We start from the raw sequence: 16,506 nt of genomic DNA, 5'->3' as shown, positions 1-16,506 counted from the left end.
TTTATACTCCATTCTCAAATCATGAATATATTCACGTTCATATTCATTGTTCTATTAAGTTCCAAATGTACTAGATTGATTGTTACCGCATGCTTTTCAAGCAGCAAAAAGTCACATGAAGCGTATAATTACAAATGTTTGCGTAAAAAATGACAAAATAAATTGATGTTATTCTACTCATGTAATAAGATGAAAAAATCAATTTAAATTAGATTTTTCAATGCAAATTGATTTTCTAATCGCTTTCTCAAGTTGCGCAACACAACTCATTTTTTAATTACTAATTTAATTCGGCTTTCAAGATTTAAGTTATTGGACTGTTCCTTGCATTCCTCAAATCCTTGAAAGATAAGATTCACATAGGTTTCACGACCTATTCACGACAATGGATACGCGTGTGCTTCCGATTATTATTCTTTTACCATTAATACTTGGCACTATCGTTGTTCTGTGGCTGAAGCAATTCTCTCGCGGGGTAACAGCCTTAGGGGCAATCGGGGTCAGTTTAAGCAGTTTTATCCTGCTGCTGACTCAAGCGAAAACAGTATTAAGTGGACAAGCCGTTTTAGAGCAGTGGCAATGGCTACCTCAAATTGGTATTGATTTTAGTTTCCGATTAGATGCGTTAAGTTTAATTTTTTCATTGCTGATCACGGGGATCGGCACACTGATTTATATCTATGCCTATTATTATCTAAACCCAAAAAATTCTCTGAGTAAGCTCTATGCATTGTTGATGCTGTTTATGGCCGCAATGTTGGGTATTTCTTTATCGAATAATTTAATTATTTTATTGGTTTTTTGGGAATTGACCAGTATTTCATCATTCTTGTTAGTAGGCTATTGGAGTAACTACGACGCCGCGCAACGTGGTGCACGGATGGCACTCACCATCACAGGTATGGGTGGCTTAGCCATGCTGGGTGGATTTATTCTGATTGGTCAAATCGCAGGAACCTATCAAATTGACCAACTCACCATGATGGCGAGTACAATTCAAAATAGTGGTTTATTTGTTCCCGCTTTATTGTTGATTTTATTGGGTGCTTTTACCAAAAGTGCGCAATTCCCGTTCCATTTCTGGCTGCCTAATGCCATGGCAGCACCAACCCCTGTCTCAGCCTATCTGCATTCAGCAACTATGGTAAAAGCAGGGATTTTTCTGGTTGCACGCTTATTGCCAATCTTTGTTGGCTCGGCACTGTTCCATAATCTTGTCACCACAATTGGTCTGCTGACCTTATGTATGGCAGCATTTTTTGCCATCTTTAAAGAAGATTTAAAAGGCTTATTGGCTTATTCAACCATCAGTCATTTAGGTCTGATCATGTGCCTTTTGGGTATAGGCTCACCTTTAGCAGTGGCTGCTGCAGTTTTCCATATCATCAATCATGCAACCTTTAAAGCGGCATTATTTATGCTCGCTGGGATCATTGACCATGAGTCTGGTACACGGGATTTAAGAAAATTAAGTGGGCTTTGGCAACTTCTTCCATTCACAGCAACATTAACCATGATTACCGCTGCAAGTATGGCAGGTGTACCTTTGACAAATGGCTTTATCTCGAAAGAAATGTTCTTTACTGAGTTATTGGCAAACTTATCTGGTGGCTATGTTGTGTTAGCAGCGATTGTTGCAACATTGGCAGGTTTATTTGCGGTTGCTTACTCGGTTCGTCTGGTACATGGCGTATTTTTTGATGGTGATGTGGGGCCTAATGTTCCCAATAAAAATGCCCATGAGCCGCCAATCGGTATGCGAATTCCAGCAATCATATTGGCAACTTTATGTATTTTAGTGGGGATCATTCCTGCACTGTTGGTTGAAAACATTGTCAATGCGGGAACACGCGCATCAACACAAATTACCAGTTTTGAAGGGGTTCATTTAGCCATCTGGCATGGTTTTAATTTACCGTTACTGATGAGTGCAATTGCCTTAATTGGTGGTGTGATTTTCTATTTCGCCTTGGCCAAAGGCGGGCGAATTCGTGAAATTGATCTTGATCCACGCTTAGGTCGTTTCCAAGGCAAATTATTATTTGAAGATTTCCTTAAAAATCTCTTGCTGATTTCACGCAAAATTAAGAAAAAGACTGAAACTGGCTCATTACAAAATTATTTATTGTGGATTTTGGCCTTAAGTATTGCCGTGGTTGCCACGCCATTGATCAACCAAAATTTAACTACAGGAACACGTGAACTCACACATGCACCCTTTACTGCAATCGTGTTATGGCTGTTATTATTCTCCGCCTGCTGGATGATGCTGTGGTTCCACCATGAACGTATCAAAGCGGTTCTGATTAGTGGTGCAATTGGTTTGGTCGTGACGATGATTTTCATCACACTCTCTGCGCCAGACTTAGCACTGACACAAATTACCGTGGATGTTGTCACGACTGTTCTGCTATTGATGAGCTTATCACTGCTTCCTCAATTGACCCCTTATGAGTCCAGCCAAACCCGTCGTTGGCGTGACGCAGTCATTGCAATTGGTGGCGGCATTGGTATTGGTTGGATTACCTGGTTAATCATGACACGTGATCATAACTCGATTTCATGGTTCTTTGTTCAGCAGTCAATTCCGTTAGGCGGTGGCTCAAACATCGTCAATGTCATTCTGGTTGATTTCCGTGGTTTCGATACCTTTGGTGAAATTGCCGTATTGGGTATCGCAGCCATTGGTGCGCTGTGCATGATGGATGGGATGCGTGCTCATGGCACCACGATCACTCAAGGTCTGAGCTATCGTTTCAATCCATCGCCGTTGATGTTCCGTATGACGGCTTCATGGGTACTGCCGATCGCACTTGTGGTAAGTCTGTATATTTTCCTACGAGGACATAATTATCCAGGTGGCGGCTTTATTGCAGGCTTAATTACCTCCATGGCCTTGGTGATCCAATATATCGCGATTGGACAAGATCAGGCTGAAAAAATGCTGCGTGCTCAATCTGGTCGTTTATACGAAATCTGGATTGGTTTAGGGCTAATCATTGCTGGGCTTTCAGGTCTGGCTTCATGGTTCTGGGCACGTCCGTTTCTTACCAGCGCACATATTTATGTGGAATCAGGACTATTTGGCAAATTCCATCTTGCCTCTGCTGCCGGATTTGACCTTGGCGTATACGTCACGGTTGTTGGTGCAGCAATGTTACTCATTTCTGTTTTAGGCGACTCTAGACATTCAAGCATGTCTGGTCCAGTACCCAAGGAGTAATGCATGATCAGTTTAGAATTTTTAATTGCATCTGCGATTGGATTATTGGTTGCCTCAGGAATTTATCTGATTCTTCGTGCACGTACCTTTCCAGTCGTTCTTGGATTAGCCATGATTGGCTATGCAGTCAATATCTTCCTGTTTTCGATGGGGAGAATACAAATCAGTTCACCTGCGATTTTAACCCAAGCCAGCAAAGTCACTGACCCTTTGCCTCAAGCTTTAGTGCTAACCGCAATTGTCATTGGCTTTGCAACGACTGCTTTTATCGTTCAATTGGCATTACGCAGTCGTTATGAGTCTGGGACAGACCATGTAGACACCAAAGAGGAACCGAGTAATTTTGACCCACGTGAGGATGAGCCATAATGACCAGCTTTTTAGATTTTTGGTATGCTCATTCTCCAATCCTGAGTATTTTAATTCCTGCATTTACAGGCTTTATGCTGATTTTATTAGGCAATCCTGGTTCAGGCGCTTTAAAACATGATTGGCGACAACCTTGGCGCCGTGGTATTAGCTTAATCTCGGTTATCCTTGGACTCGCCACTGCGATTGCTTACCTGATTCAAGCCAATACTGGGAAAATCTTTGTTTATCAACTTGCTGAATGGTCTGCACCATTTGGGATTGTCTTGGTCCTGGATCGCTTATCGGCGTTAATGCTGGTTCTCACCTACACACTTGCAGCGCCTATATTGTGGTTTGCCAGCAAAGAATGGGATGAACGTGGGCGTTATTTTCATGCCATGTTCCATCTTCTTTTAATGGGTCTGACTGGTGCATTCTTAACAGGTGACTTATTTAACCTGTTTGTATTCTTTGAAATATTACTGATGGCGTCTTATGTCTTGCTGTTACATGGTCAAGGCAAAGCCCGTTTCCAATTAGGCATTCACTACGTCACCATCAACTTACTGGCTTCTGCCCTATTCCTCATCGGTTTAGGTATGATTTATGGCAGTGTGGGCAGTTTGAATATGGCCGATGTCGGCCGTTTATTACCAACCTTGGAACATGATCAACATCGTCTTGCTATAGCAGGTGGTTTGCTTCTATTTGTGGTATTTGGCATCAAAGCAGCCATGTTACCTGTGGGTTTCTGGTTGCCAAAAACCTATGCTGTTGCCGCGACACCTGTTGCTGCTATTTTCACCATCATGACCAAAGTGGGTGTGTATGCAATTTTACGGGTCAATGGTACTGTCTTTAATGATGAGCTTGGTCAAACGATCTTTAGCAATTACTTATTGCCAATTGGTTTAGTCACATCATTATATGGTGTGATCGGTGCACTCGCAGCTGAACGCTTACGCCGCTTCGTTGGCTTTATGGTGTTATCCTCAGTCGGAACGATTTTAGTTGCCATTGCCATGTTTAACACACCAGCATGGGCTGCTGGATTGTACTACCTCGTTCACAGCACCATCATTGCCGCTTCGTTCTATTTGCTCTGTGGTTGGATTACCTCACAACGCGGTGCAATGAAAGATCATCTCAAAGTCGCGCCAAAGATGAAGCAAGACAAAGTCATTGCCATGACGTTCTTTCTTATCGCTTTGATGATGGCAGGTTTGCCGCCATTTAGTGGTTTTTTAGGCAAAGTCTTAATCTTACAGGCAACTGCAAACTTGTCTGCACAAGGCTGGATTATTGCGATTATCTTGATTGTCAGTTTTTTAAGTATTCTGGCATTTACACGAGTCGGATTTATCCTGTTTTGGCGAGCGACGACACCTGAGGACAATCCGAAAGAAGAGGCTTATACAGCTTATCAGGACTTACCCGAGCAAGCCCCTGCACGCAATGACAAAAGTGTTTACCTACTACTGGCAGGACTGATTGTCTATGTGGTTTGTGCTGCTCCAATTTTAAATTATGTTGAAAAAACAGCGCTGCAAGTTTCTGATGCATCACTTTATCAACAGCGTATTTTAAAATTGGATGGGCATGGTGAAACTATCAGTGTACAACCTTTCGATCCGCACTATGTACCTGAAACAAAATACAATGGTGAAATGGTTGATCCAAATGCACACTATATTCCCTATATCATTAGCCCAGAAACCCTAAAAGGCGAACATATCTCTGAATTTAAGCAACGCCAAATTCAGGGGCAAGAACAGCAACAACATGTTGAAAATGCTCAACTCAAGCCTATGGAGCAATAAATGCAAAATAAATCATTATTCGCTCGTATTTTACCGCATCCTTTTGTGTCGGTGATTGTGGCAATGAGTTGGCTTATGTTGAACCATAGTGCTGAAAGCTTTGATTTTGTTGTGGCAATCAGTTTGGGATTAATCATTCCTAAACTGATTCAACCCTTTATCATTCATACACCCAATATTCATTGGAAAAGCGCCATTCAATTATTTTTTGTGGTGCTATGGGACATCATCGTCAGCAATATTAAAGTTGCTAAACAAGTCTTAGGCCCAACCAAAAATCTCACCCCAAAATGGTTTCGAGTTCCATTGGAAACTGACCATGAACATGTCAATACTTTACTGGCGATGATCATTACCACCACACCAGGTACAGTCAGTGCTGGAATTGATCAAGAACGTGGCGATATTTTGGTTCATGCACTAAGTTGTGATGATGTAGATGCAGAAATTCAAGCCATTAAAACCCGCTATGAAGTTCCGTTAATCGAAATCTTTGACCTGCAACGAGGAGCACGTTCATGAGTATTTTACCTTATGCACTTGGCATTTGCCTGCTCGCTGTGACCATCTCTATGTTGTTATGTTTGATTCGTTTGGTGATGGGCCCTTCTATCGTAGATCGATTACTGGCATTGGATACATTGTTTTTAAATGCAACCTGCTTAGTTGTCATTCTTGGTATTTATTGGGCAAGCACTTCAATGTTTGAAGGCGCATTATTGGTTGCAATGCTGGGCTTTGTTTCAACTGCTGCACTGGCTCGTTATTTTACAACGGGTCATGTGGTTGATTAAGGAGAAAGTACATGGAAAATAATATGCAAATTGTCATGGAAATCATCGTTTCATTCTTCTTGATTGTCGGTGCATTTTTTACCTTGGTGGGTGGCATAGGTATGGTCAAATTACCAGACTTATTTATGCGTCTACATGCACCGACCAAATCCAGTACCTTGGGCTTAGGCAGCTTTTTAATCGCGGGGATGATTTACGCAGCGTTTAACAGTCGTTTAGGTTTTGCAGAGTTATTGATCACCCTGCTTGCCTTTATTACAGCCCCAGTATCAGCAAACTTAATTGCGCAGGCAGCAATTCATTTACGTCTGCGTTCAACCTCTGGTGATGTACCTGAAGCGATTAATCGTCCTTTACCATGGCAACGTCAAAAAATCATAAAACAGTTTAAAGATAAGATTTGATTCATTTTCTGACTAATTGTTGATTGGTTGGTTAGCTAAATTAAATTGGACTGGGTCTAGGTGCATACTGACTTAGTCCAATTTAAGCCACAACCAAGCTTAAATCGTCTGAAATACATTCTCATCTAGCTATATAAACTTTTCCCTATAAAATAAGCCTGTGCAAACCTTACTGCTATATTCATTCTCTTTTAAAAAGTCATCTAAGTATGATGTTTGGCTCTTCTATACAACATAAATCTAAAATTCAGCCCTAGTCCTCTTCAATGAAATCTGTACAATAAAAATCAGCTAAATAAAAGAGATCAGCGATGTATACAGGTATCGTTCAAGGCTTAGAAAAAGTTGTAAACATCCAACAAGGTGATAATTTTACAACCCTTTATATTTCCAATGAAAATGGCTTTTTTAACAATGTTTTTATTGGTGCCAGTGTTGCAATCGATGGGACATGCCTAACCGCAACAAGTTTTGATGCTGTTGCAAATATAGCCTCATTTGATGTTTCAGCACTGACCACTTCTCTCACTACATTACAATTTTTAAAAATTGGTGATGAAGTCAATATCGAAAGATCTATCAAAGCAGGCATGGAAAACGGTGGGCACAATATTTTTGGGCATATCGAAGGTATGGCAACCATTAAAGATGTGGTTCATACCGGTGAAACGCTACACATTGATATCGTTATTCCAGATGACAATATCAAATACTTCTTTAAAAAGGGCTTTATTGGACTGCAAGGTTGCAGCTTGACGGTCAATCGCGTAGATCGGAAAACCAATGAAATTTCAGTGGATTTAATCCCAGAAACCTTACGTTTGACGACATTTAAACATGTCCAAATTGGTGGCAAACTCAATTATGAAATTGACCAAATGACCCGCACTATGGTCGATACTTTAGAAAATATCCATCAACGTCAGCAAGAAGACTAAAAGCCAATTTTCTAAATTGGCCCTTTGATCTAAAAGATTGTCTTAACTATATAACGGCAGGTGCACTTCATCTTGGAAACTTTCCATTCCATAATCATCTGCCAGCTTTTCTTTCCAGTACGCCACAATCTTCGAATAATCAATTTCATCAGGATGAAAGTCAGATTTGTAATAAGATAAATATTCAGGAATCAATGAAATCAACATTTTAGAAATCATATATACCCCAAAGATATTTTGCGGCACTTTAGGTAAACTTTTTCTCCAGTCTTGCATAAACAAACGGGTAGCCGAATAAAACGTTAAACTTGCAAAACCCGTAGTCACATTACGCATCACTGTACGACGAGTCCGATCATCTTTATAAATCGCCTGATATACATCAAATGCCACTGCACGATGCTCAATTTCTTCGATTGCATGCCATACCCAAAGTTTAACCGCATCATCATCCAGAGTGCTTAAAACTTCAGGATGACGAAGAATATAGCCACCCAATAATGCAGTAAAATGCTCAAAAGCCGCGGTAACTGCAAGTTGTAATTTTGGATGTACACTTTTAATCAGTGCATCTCGACGTGCTAACCATGCTTGAAAACTGTCTAAGTTATAATCATCACGGCGCCATGCATCATTAAATTCCGTATGGGCTTTGGAGTGCATGGCCTCTTGACCAATAAATGCTGCAATTTGCGCTTGCAATTTTTCATCCGTGATTTTGTCACGTACATTACGCACACTATGTACAAAGAACTGCTCACCAATCGGAAATGTTGAAGAAAGCGCAGTCAATAAATGTGACATCACAGGAGAATTCGCAAAAAAATGTCTGCGAATTGCTTTTGGGTTAAAGCTTGGTTTACGGACTTTAATACCAATAGCTTTAGGACGATTTAAATATGATTTTTCTGCCGTCGCTTGAACTGTTGACATAAGGATAATCCTACATTTGTCTGAATTTAAGCTATATTGGCACAATCTCAATATTTGTATATTGCAGAATCATCCACACAGTTGACCTAAAATATCATTTTCAAAAAAACACATGGCTTAATTGAAAATCTAAAAAAATTAAAAACATAATCTATTGATATAATTAAACTTATTAAAAATAAATATATTTCTTATATTCACAAAAAAGTGCTTTATCGTTTACACAAAGCCTAAAATCGAGATTTATAAGCATGCTTTTATTGACTTAAATGACATTTTTCAATCAGGTTGAGTTGTGTTTTCATTTTTAAAACAATCACATAGGATCCATTCAAAATTAGAACTCAATTTATAAATATTTATGCTTGCAACGTCATATAAACATTCAACAAAAAAGCATGTGTTTTATAGAACCCAAACAAATATGATTCGTCTAGGAACTTTTTTCTATTAAAAAAACAAATTGTTGCTTTAGTGTGATTGGCAAATTTTATTGCTAAATTGCACTTTTCGTCGCTTTTCCATAGCCGATTTAACCATTAAAACTACTTATTTCAATGCCTCCACTTTGAATCAGTTTTGCTCTGAAAAGCCATGTGCCCAAGCAGATAAAGCGTCCAGTACAGGAATAAATGTTTGACCAAATGCAGTTAATTCATACACCACTTTGACTGGAGGCTTGTCACCAAATACGGTTCTGGAAATAAAACCATTCTTTTCCAGTTGCTTGAGTTGCAAACTTAAGGTCATTTCTGTGATATCTGGCATATCACGCTTAAGTTGATTAAAGCGTTTTGACTCCTCCTTTAGATAATAAAGAATCACTGTTTTCCATTTCCCACCGATTAAATCCATCACCATACTAATCGGACAATGATAAGTCTTATCGTGAAAAGTCACTTCACAGGTGTTTTGCTCAGTATTCATTTTTCTGCCAGCTATCAAAATGGATAGTTATTGTACATAAAAACTATAATATTTATATTCACTATAATTTTTATAGTGGGAAAAACCAAGATGGCATTACTGATTTTAGCGCATCCCAGTTTTACTGAATCTGTCGCAAATAAAACCATTGTCGATGAATTATCAAGAACTCAAACTGATTTAGAAATTCGCCATATTCATGATTTATATCCAGATTATCAAATCGATATTGCTGCTGAACAAAGTGCACTATTAAGGCATGAGCTGATCATTTTACAATGTCCTATGTACTGGTTCAGTATACCTGCCATTTTAAAAATTTGGTTTGATCAAGTATTTACCTATCAATTCGCCTATGGTTCCCAAGGAGACAAGCTTAAAAATAAAAAGCTTTTGCTGAGTATGACCATTGGCCAACCTGAGCAGAATTTTAGTACGGAACAGCAGCATTCATTACTGGAAGACTTTTTATCTCCAATTCAAAAATCAGCACTTTATACCGGAATGGAATATTTAAAACCCGTGTTCTTATATAATATTTCAACTGTTTTAGGGCATACACATACTGAAATCAGAGCTCGGGCAAAACAACATAGTTTAATGTTAAATCAGTATCTGCAAGCAATTCGCACAGATTAAATTTTTGATTTTGCTGCATTAAAAAGCCCGCATGACTGCGGGCTCTTAAATAGATGTTATTTAATGTCTAAAATTAAACATCAAGATAATCCAAAATTCCTTCAGCAGCTTCACGACCTTCCCAGATTGCAGTCACCACCAAATCAGAACCACGTACCATATCTCCGCCCGCAAAGATTTTTGGGTTAGAGGTCTGGAATTTAAATTGTTGTTTTTCAGCTGCAATGACTCGGCCAGAACCATCTAACCCAATATTTGCACCTGCAAACCATTCTGCTGGGCTGGTACGGAAACCAAAAGCCAGCAATACCGCATCTGCGGGTAAAACTTCTTCAGAGCCTGGAATCGGTTCAGGGCTACGACGACCACGGCTATCTGGGTCACCCAGCTGGGTAGTCACAACTTTTACACCCGTCACTTTACCGTTTTCACCGACGATTTCGATTGGCTGACGGTTGAACTGGAAGTCTACCCCTTCTTCACGCGCATTCTTCACTTCACGACGTGAACCTGGCATATTTTCTTCATCACGACGGTAAGCACAAGTCACTGACTCTGCACCCTGACGGATTGAAGTACGGTTACAGTCCATTGCAGTATCACCACCACCTAAAACGATGACTTTTTTGCCCTGAACACTAATGTATTCAGATGGATCTTTTTCCCAGCCTTGTGTACGATTAACATTTGCAATCAAGAAATCCAGTGCATCATAGACACCATCAAAATCTTCACCTGCAAAGCCACCTTTCATATAGGTATAGGTTCCCATACCCATAAATACAGCATCATAATCAGCAAGCAATTGATCGATAGTGATATCTGTACCAATTTCAGTATTTAAGCGGAATTCAACACCCATGCCTGTGAAAATTTCACGGCGGCGTTTCATTACATCTTTTTCCATTTTGAATTCTGGAATACCAAATGTAAGCAATCCACCAATTTCAGGACGCTTGTCAAATACAACAGGTTTTACTCCATTACGGACTAAAATATCTGCACAACCTAAGCCTGCTGGACCTGCACCAATAATGGCAACTTTTTTGTTGGTCCATTTTACCGATGACATATCTGGACGCCAGCCCAAAGCAAAGGCAGTATCGTTGATATATTTTTCGGCATTACCAATGGTCACAGCACCAAAACCATCATTCAGGGTACAAGCACCCTCACATAAACGGTCTTGCGGACATACCCGACCACATACTTCAGGCAAAGTGTTGGTTTGATGGCAAAGCTCAGCTGCTTGGAAAATACGTCCTTCTGCAATCAGTTTTAACCAGTTTGGAATATAGTTATGTACGGGACATTTCCATTCACAATACGGGTTACCACAGCCTAAACAACGGTGGGTCTGGTTTGCTGCAACTTCCGCTGTAAAAGGTTTATAAATTTCCACAAACTCTGCTTTGCGGACATTAATATCTTTTTTCTCTGGATCTTGGCGTGCTACATCCAGAAATTGAAAGTCATTATTCAGGCGTTCAGCCATGTCTCTCTCCGTGGGTGAGCGTGGATAACTTCATTCGCTTGTGTATATCTGCGAAGTTATCCACACCTACCTAAAATTTGAGTAGTGGAATTATTGTGGATCTGCTTGAGTTGTTTTCAAAAGCGTTTGTAAATTAGCCGCTTTTGGTTTCACCAGCCAGAATTTACGGCTATAGAAATCAAACTCGTTGCGAATCTTGTACGCCCAAGCACTACCTGTTTCAGCAATGTGTTCATCTAAGATACGAAGTAAGAATTCTTGATGTTCTTCCATCGCTTCTGTAGAAATACGGTTTAATTCAATCAATTCGTGGTTGTAGTAATCAACAAAGTCGTTATCTAAGTCAAGTACATAAGCAAAACCACCCGTCATACCTGCACCAAAGTTGTGTCCAACTTTACCCAGTACAGTCACGATACCGCCTGTCATATATTCACAGCAATGGTCGCCTGCACCTTCAATGACCGCAAACGCGCCAGAGTTACGTACAGCAAAACGCTCGCCCGCTGTACCCGCAGCAAATAATTTACCGCCTGTCGCACCGTACAAACAGGTATTGCCGATAATTGCCGTTTCTTGAGTTTGGAATGGTGAACCTTTTGGTGGGAAGATCGATACTCGACCACCTGCCATACCTTTGCCCACATAGTCGTTTGCATCACCTTCAAGGCTGATATGCAAACCACCCGCATTCCAAACACCCAATGACTGACCCGCAGTTCCTTTTAAATTCACTTTAACAGGATGTGCTTCCATACTGAGGTTGCCATAACGTTTGGCAATTTCACCTGAAAGACGCGCACCAATTGAACGGTCACAGTTGCCCACAGTAAAATGGAACTCACCACCGGTACTTGCTTCAATCGCAGGCAACATTTCTGCCACCATTTTCTCAGCAAGAATACCTTTATCAAATGGTTCATTGCCTTGTACTTGGCAATATTGCGCTTTGCCTTCCGCAGATGGGTGCGACTCTAACAATGCACTTAAATCTAAATGCGCATGTTTATCCGTTTCACCTGGCAACATCTCAAGTAGATCAGTACGACCGATCAAATCTTTCAATGATGCAACACCTAAAGCAGCCAACCATTCACGTGTTTCTTCCGCAATAAAGTGGAAGAAATTAATCAGCATTTCTGGCTCGCCAATATAATGCTCTTGACGTAAATGATCTTGCTGAGTTGCCACACCTGTTGCACAGTTATTTAAGTGACAAATACGCAGGTATTTACATCCAAGCGCGATCATTGGGGTAGAACCAAAACCAAAGCTCTCCGCACCTAAAATCGCAGCTTTAACCACATCTAAACCTGTTTTCAAACCACCATCAGTTTGTACACGTACTTTACCACGCAGGTCATTGACACGAAGTGCTTGATGCGCTTCTGAAAGACCCAATTCCCATGGTGAACCCGCATGATGAATAGAGGATAAAGGTGAAGCCGCTGTACCACCGTCATATCCAGAAATGGTAATGAAATCTGCATAGGCTTTTGCAACACCTGCTGCAATTGTTCCCACCCCTGGCTCTGATACTAACTTCACAGACACCATGGCTTGTGGATTGACTTGCTTCAAGTCAAAGATCAGCTGTGATAAATCTTCAATAGAATAAATATCATGGTGTGGTGGTGGTGAAATCAAAGTCACACCTGGAACCGAGTAGCGTAAACGCGCAATTAAGCCATTCACTTTACCGCCCGGTAACTGACCGCCTTCACCTGGTTTTGCACCTTGCGCTACTTTGATCTGTAACACTTCAGCAGATGTTAAATATGCAGGTGTTACACCAAAACGACCTGAAGCAATTTGCTTAATTTTAGAGTTACGAATAGTGCCATAACGTGCAGGATCTTCACCACCCTCACCCGAGTTTGAACGACCACCGATTGTATTCATTGCGATCGCAATGGCTTCATGTGCCTCCGGTGACAATGCACCTAAAGACATACCAGCAGAGTCAAAACGTGGCAGAATTTCTTCTACTGATTCAACTGCTTCTAATGGAATAGAATGATCAGTTTTGAGTTTTAATAAGTCACGAATCGTTGCAATTGGACGTGTGTTCACCAACTCTGCGTATTCTTTAAAGTCAGCATAATTCCCTGAACGTACAGATTTATGCAACGCATTGATCACATCTGGATTAAATGCGTGGTATTCCTTATCAAAGACAAACTTGAGCAAACCACCTTGTTCAATTGGCTTACGCGCTTTCCAAGCAATGTCTGCTAGTTTTTTCAAGTCATTTTCAAGGTCAATGAATGTTGCACCTTTAATACGACTTGGCACACCTGTGAAGCACTTACTAACAACTTCTTCAGATAAACCGACTGCTTCAAATAACTGTCCACCACGATAAGATGCGACTGTTGAAATCCCCATTTTTGAAAGGACTTTAAGCAACCCTTTATCAATACCTTTACGGAAATTCGCTTGAGCATGAATCGGATCACCTAATAACTCACCTTTTGCAATCAAATCGTTGATCACATCATAAGCCAAATAAGGGTAAATCGCAGTTGCACCAAAACCTAAGATCACGGCAAACTGATGTGCATCACGTGCAAGTGCAGTTTCAACAATGATGTTTGCATCGGTACGTAAACCAGCATTAATCAAGAAGTGATGAATTGCACCCGTCACCATTGCAGCATTTGCCGGTAAAAAGCCTTCACGGATTTTACGATCTGAAATGACCAATAAGGTTTTACCATCACGAATCGCTTGTGCAGCTTCTTCACAAATACGTGAAATCGCGGCTTCAAGACCTTCAACTACAGGATAATTCAAATCAATATCTGCAATTTCGTAACCTTTACGACCAAGGGTACGAATCTGATGCATTTTAGAGTTTGACAGTACAGGGCTCGATACAATTAAACGATCTGCATGCTCTGGACCTTGTTCAAATACATTTTGCTCACGACCAAAGCAGGTTTCCAATGACATAACGATTGATTCACGTAATGGGTCAATCGGTGGATTGGTCACTTGCGCAAATTGTTGACGGAAATAATCTGTCACATGACGTACTTGACGAGACAATACCGCCATTGGTGTATCATCACCCATTGAACCGACAGCTTCCTGTCCGCTTTCAGCGATTGGACGAAGCAGTTGATCACGCTCTTCAAATGTCACCATAAACATTTTTTGAGCCGCTTTAAGGTCATCACCTTTTAAGCCTTGATCACATAAATACTCTTCAAGCTCTGGACTACCTTGTAAGCGAACTGAGTTTTCACGTAACCATTCACGGTAAGGACGCATTTTTTTCAGATGATTGCTCACATCTTTAGTATCGAGCAATTTTCCAGTCAATGTATCAATCACAAGAATTTGACCAGGACCTACACGGCCTTTAGAGATCACATCTTCAGGTTCATAACCCCACACACCAATTTCTGATGCCAGAGTGATATAACCATTTTTAGTGATCACCCAACGTGCCGGACGTAAGCCATTACGGTCTAACATACAAATTGCATGACGACCATCTTGGATCACCAGACCCGCAGGACCGTCCCAAGCTTCCATATGCTTAGAGTTGAATTCATAAAACGCACGTAAATCAGCATCTAATGTTTCAACGTTTTGCCACGCTGGTGGAACAAGCATACGTAATGCACGGAATAAATCCATCCCGCCACCAACTAGCAACTCAAGCATATTGTCCATACTTGATGAGTCTGAGCCTGTACGGTTTACAATTGGACTCAGTTCAGTAATGCCTGGCAATAATGGGTTTTCAAATTTTGGTGTACGTGCCACTGCCCAGTTACGGTTTGCAGTAATGGTGTTAATTTCACCATTATGTGCCAAATAACGGAACGGCTGTGCCAATGGCCAACGGGGTAAAGTATTGGTTGAGAAACGTTGATGGAATACAACAATGTGTGAGTCCAAACGTTCATCAGCAAGGTCTGTATAGAATTCTGCAATATATGCAGGCATCATTAAGCCTTTATAGGTGATCACTGTAGAACACAGTGTAGTCACATAAAAATATGGATCAGCTGTTAATTGTTGTTCTGCACGACGACGTGCCATAAGTAACTTACGGTTAAATTCAACCTCAGTCACACCCATTGGGCAATTGACAAAAATTTGTTCAAATGCAGGTAAAGACTGCATTGCGATTGAACCCAAGGCATCATTATTGGTTGGAACGATACGCCAACCAATGACTCGGCAACCTTCTTCTTCAATTTCATGGGTTAGAATTTGCTTTGCATGAGCCGCAAGTGCTGGATCTAAATTTAAAAATATCGTCCCGACCGCAAAAATTTCACTCAGTGTAATGTCACTGATCTTTTTTGCTTCTTCACGGAAGAATGCTTTAGGCATAGCCAAGAGCAAGCCACAACCATCACCGGTCTTACCATCTGCGGCAATACCACCACGGTGCGTCATACAGCTTAGACTATGAATCGCGGTCTTGACTAAATCATGACTCGCATCACCCTGCATATGGGCAATCAAGCCGAAACCACAGTTATCTTTAAACTCATCCGGTTGGTATAAACCTTGAGCGGGAGCTACAGTGTTAGGCGATGGCATGTGCATAGCGTACCCTTCTTTCTACATAGGCCCATGAAAGGGCGAAAAACATTCGAACACTCAATTACGATTTTTAAGTATTTTCTTAGCCCAAGTAAACCACTTAGTCAGAATCGAATACCAGTCTGTTTTTACTTTAATTGCAAGATTGTTTTACAACTTCCGCACTGAAATAAAGCACTCAACCAGACTTAAATCGCACACCAACTGAATCATTTCGCTCCAAAACAGGGACAATCAACTCAATTAGCGCAACAATAAAGCAAAAAATATGCCAAATTTTATTTTTGTTCACCAAATCACTAAAAGATAGTGAAATAAAGATATTCTTTAAAATTCTAAGCGTCTTATAAAGGCATTTATAGCACCATTTTTGTGCAAATATAAAATTAAATAATTAATTCTGCTTCATTTTA

General features: G+C 40.6%; 12 protein-coding genes. 8 read left to right on the top strand and 4 right to left on the bottom strand.

The features are described from left to right. The first annotated feature begins 385 nt into the window (after positions 1–385). From CQZ96_RS15250 to CQZ96_RS15220, 7 genes are all read left to right on the top strand, one after another. The gene (locus CQZ96_RS15250; protein ID WP_105713839.1) at positions 386–3,223 is read left to right on the top strand and encodes a monovalent cation/H+ antiporter subunit A; all 2,838 of its coding nucleotides are present in this window, start codon (positions 386–388) and stop codon (positions 3,221–3,223) included. Between the two features lie 3 nt (positions 3,224–3,226). Then, positions 3,227–3,592 carry a Na+/H+ antiporter subunit C gene (locus CQZ96_RS15245; RefSeq protein ID WP_004725457.1) on the top strand — a complete coding sequence of 122 codons (366 nt, stop codon included), beginning with the start codon at positions 3,227–3,229 and terminating at the stop codon, positions 3,590–3,592. Further along, on the top strand, positions 3,592–5,394 hold the full coding sequence (locus CQZ96_RS15240) for a monovalent cation/H+ antiporter subunit D (RefSeq protein ID WP_105713838.1): 1,803 nt from the start codon (positions 3,592–3,594) through the stop codon (positions 5,392–5,394). The genes CQZ96_RS15245 and CQZ96_RS15240 overlap by 1 nt, the downstream gene beginning before the upstream one ends. Beyond that, positions 5,395–5,916, top strand: coding sequence for a Na+/H+ antiporter subunit E (locus CQZ96_RS15235; protein WP_004725454.1), 522 nt, complete (start codon positions 5,395–5,397; stop codon positions 5,914–5,916). Continuing rightward, on the top strand, positions 5,913–6,188 hold the full coding sequence (locus tag CQZ96_RS15230) for a monovalent cation/H+ antiporter subunit F (protein ID WP_004725452.1): 276 nt from the start codon (positions 5,913–5,915) through the stop codon (positions 6,186–6,188). Before CQZ96_RS15235 ends, CQZ96_RS15230 begins: the two co-directional genes overlap by 4 nt. Before the next feature lie 23 nt (positions 6,189–6,211). Continuing rightward, positions 6,212–6,592, top strand: a complete 381-nt coding sequence (locus tag CQZ96_RS15225) for a Na+/H+ antiporter subunit G (protein ID WP_034615073.1) — start codon at positions 6,212–6,214, stop codon at positions 6,590–6,592. Between the two features lie 311 nt (positions 6,593–6,903). Next, positions 6,904–7,530, top strand: a complete 627-nt coding sequence (locus CQZ96_RS15220) for a riboflavin synthase subunit alpha (RefSeq protein ID WP_105713837.1) — start codon at positions 6,904–6,906, stop codon at positions 7,528–7,530. Between the two features lie 42 nt (positions 7,531–7,572). Here CQZ96_RS15220 and CQZ96_RS15215 read toward each other — a convergent pair whose 3' ends face one another. Then, positions 7,573–8,463, bottom strand: a complete 891-nt coding sequence (locus CQZ96_RS15215; protein WP_056517463.1) for a metal-dependent hydrolase — start codon at positions 8,461–8,463, stop codon at positions 7,573–7,575. 573 nt (positions 8,464–9,036) lie between these two features. Further along, on the bottom strand, positions 9,037–9,390 hold the full coding sequence (locus CQZ96_RS15210) for a winged helix-turn-helix transcriptional regulator (RefSeq protein ID WP_056517466.1): 354 nt from the start codon (positions 9,388–9,390) through the stop codon (positions 9,037–9,039). Between the two features lie 90 nt (positions 9,391–9,480). On the opposite strand from CQZ96_RS15210, the gene CQZ96_RS15205 reads away from it, so the two are divergent. After that, on the top strand, positions 9,481–10,029 hold the full coding sequence (locus CQZ96_RS15205; RefSeq protein ID WP_105713836.1) for an NAD(P)H-dependent oxidoreductase: 549 nt from the start codon (positions 9,481–9,483) through the stop codon (positions 10,027–10,029). Positions 10,030–10,102: 73 nt separating this feature from the next. Here the strand turns inward: CQZ96_RS15205 and CQZ96_RS15200 are convergent, their stop codons facing one another. Continuing rightward, the gene (locus tag CQZ96_RS15200) at positions 10,103–11,524 is read right to left on the bottom strand and encodes an FAD-dependent oxidoreductase (RefSeq protein ID WP_004725441.1); all 1,422 of its coding nucleotides are present in this window, start codon (positions 11,522–11,524) and stop codon (positions 10,103–10,105) included. A 90-nt stretch (positions 11,525–11,614) separates the two neighbouring features. Further along, complete coding sequence (gene gltB, locus CQZ96_RS15195) at positions 11,615–16,090, bottom strand: glutamate synthase large subunit (protein WP_171287926.1); 4,476 nt, start codon at positions 16,088–16,090, stop codon at positions 11,615–11,617. Positions 16,091–16,506 lie beyond the last annotated feature (416 nt).

The organism is Acinetobacter sp. MYb10, from assembly GCF_002980175.2.
Classification (GTDB): Bacteria; Pseudomonadota; Gammaproteobacteria; order Pseudomonadales; family Moraxellaceae; genus Acinetobacter; species Acinetobacter guillouiae.
This window is presented reverse-complemented; position numbering and strand designations above follow the sequence as displayed.

What these genes read in the sequence shown, in the direction of transcription:
- CQZ96_RS15200 (WP_004725441.1), bottom strand. Translation starts at nt 11,524, where the DNA reads ATGGCTGAACGCCTGAATAATGACTTTCAATTTCTGGATGTAGCACGC.
- CQZ96_RS15240 (WP_105713838.1), top strand. Translation starts at nt 3,592, where the DNA reads ATGACCAGCTTTTTAGATTTTTGGTATGCTCATTCTCCAATCCTGAGT.
- gltB (WP_171287926.1), bottom strand. Translation starts at nt 16,090, where the DNA reads ATGCCATCGCCTAACACTGTAGCTCCCGCTCAAGGTTTATACCAACCG.
- CQZ96_RS15225 (WP_034615073.1), top strand. Translation starts at nt 6,212, where the DNA reads ATGCAAATTGTCATGGAAATCATCGTTTCATTCTTCTTGATTGTCGGT.
- CQZ96_RS15210 (WP_056517466.1), bottom strand. Translation starts at nt 9,390, where the DNA reads ATGAATACTGAGCAAAACACCTGTGAAGTGACTTTTCACGATAAGACT.
- CQZ96_RS15205 (WP_105713836.1), top strand. Translation starts at nt 9,481, where the DNA reads ATGGCATTACTGATTTTAGCGCATCCCAGTTTTACTGAATCTGTCGCA.
- CQZ96_RS15230 (WP_004725452.1), top strand. Translation starts at nt 5,913, where the DNA reads ATGAGTATTTTACCTTATGCACTTGGCATTTGCCTGCTCGCTGTGACC.
- CQZ96_RS15220 (WP_105713837.1), top strand. Translation starts at nt 6,904, where the DNA reads ATGTATACAGGTATCGTTCAAGGCTTAGAAAAAGTTGTAAACATCCAA.
- CQZ96_RS15235 (WP_004725454.1), top strand. Translation starts at nt 5,395, where the DNA reads ATGCAAAATAAATCATTATTCGCTCGTATTTTACCGCATCCTTTTGTG.
- CQZ96_RS15245 (WP_004725457.1), top strand. Translation starts at nt 3,227, where the DNA reads ATGATCAGTTTAGAATTTTTAATTGCATCTGCGATTGGATTATTGGTT.
- CQZ96_RS15250 (WP_105713839.1), top strand. Translation starts at nt 386, where the DNA reads ATGGATACGCGTGTGCTTCCGATTATTATTCTTTTACCATTAATACTT.
- CQZ96_RS15215 (WP_056517463.1), bottom strand. Translation starts at nt 8,463, where the DNA reads ATGTCAACAGTTCAAGCGACGGCAGAAAAATCATATTTAAATCGTCCT.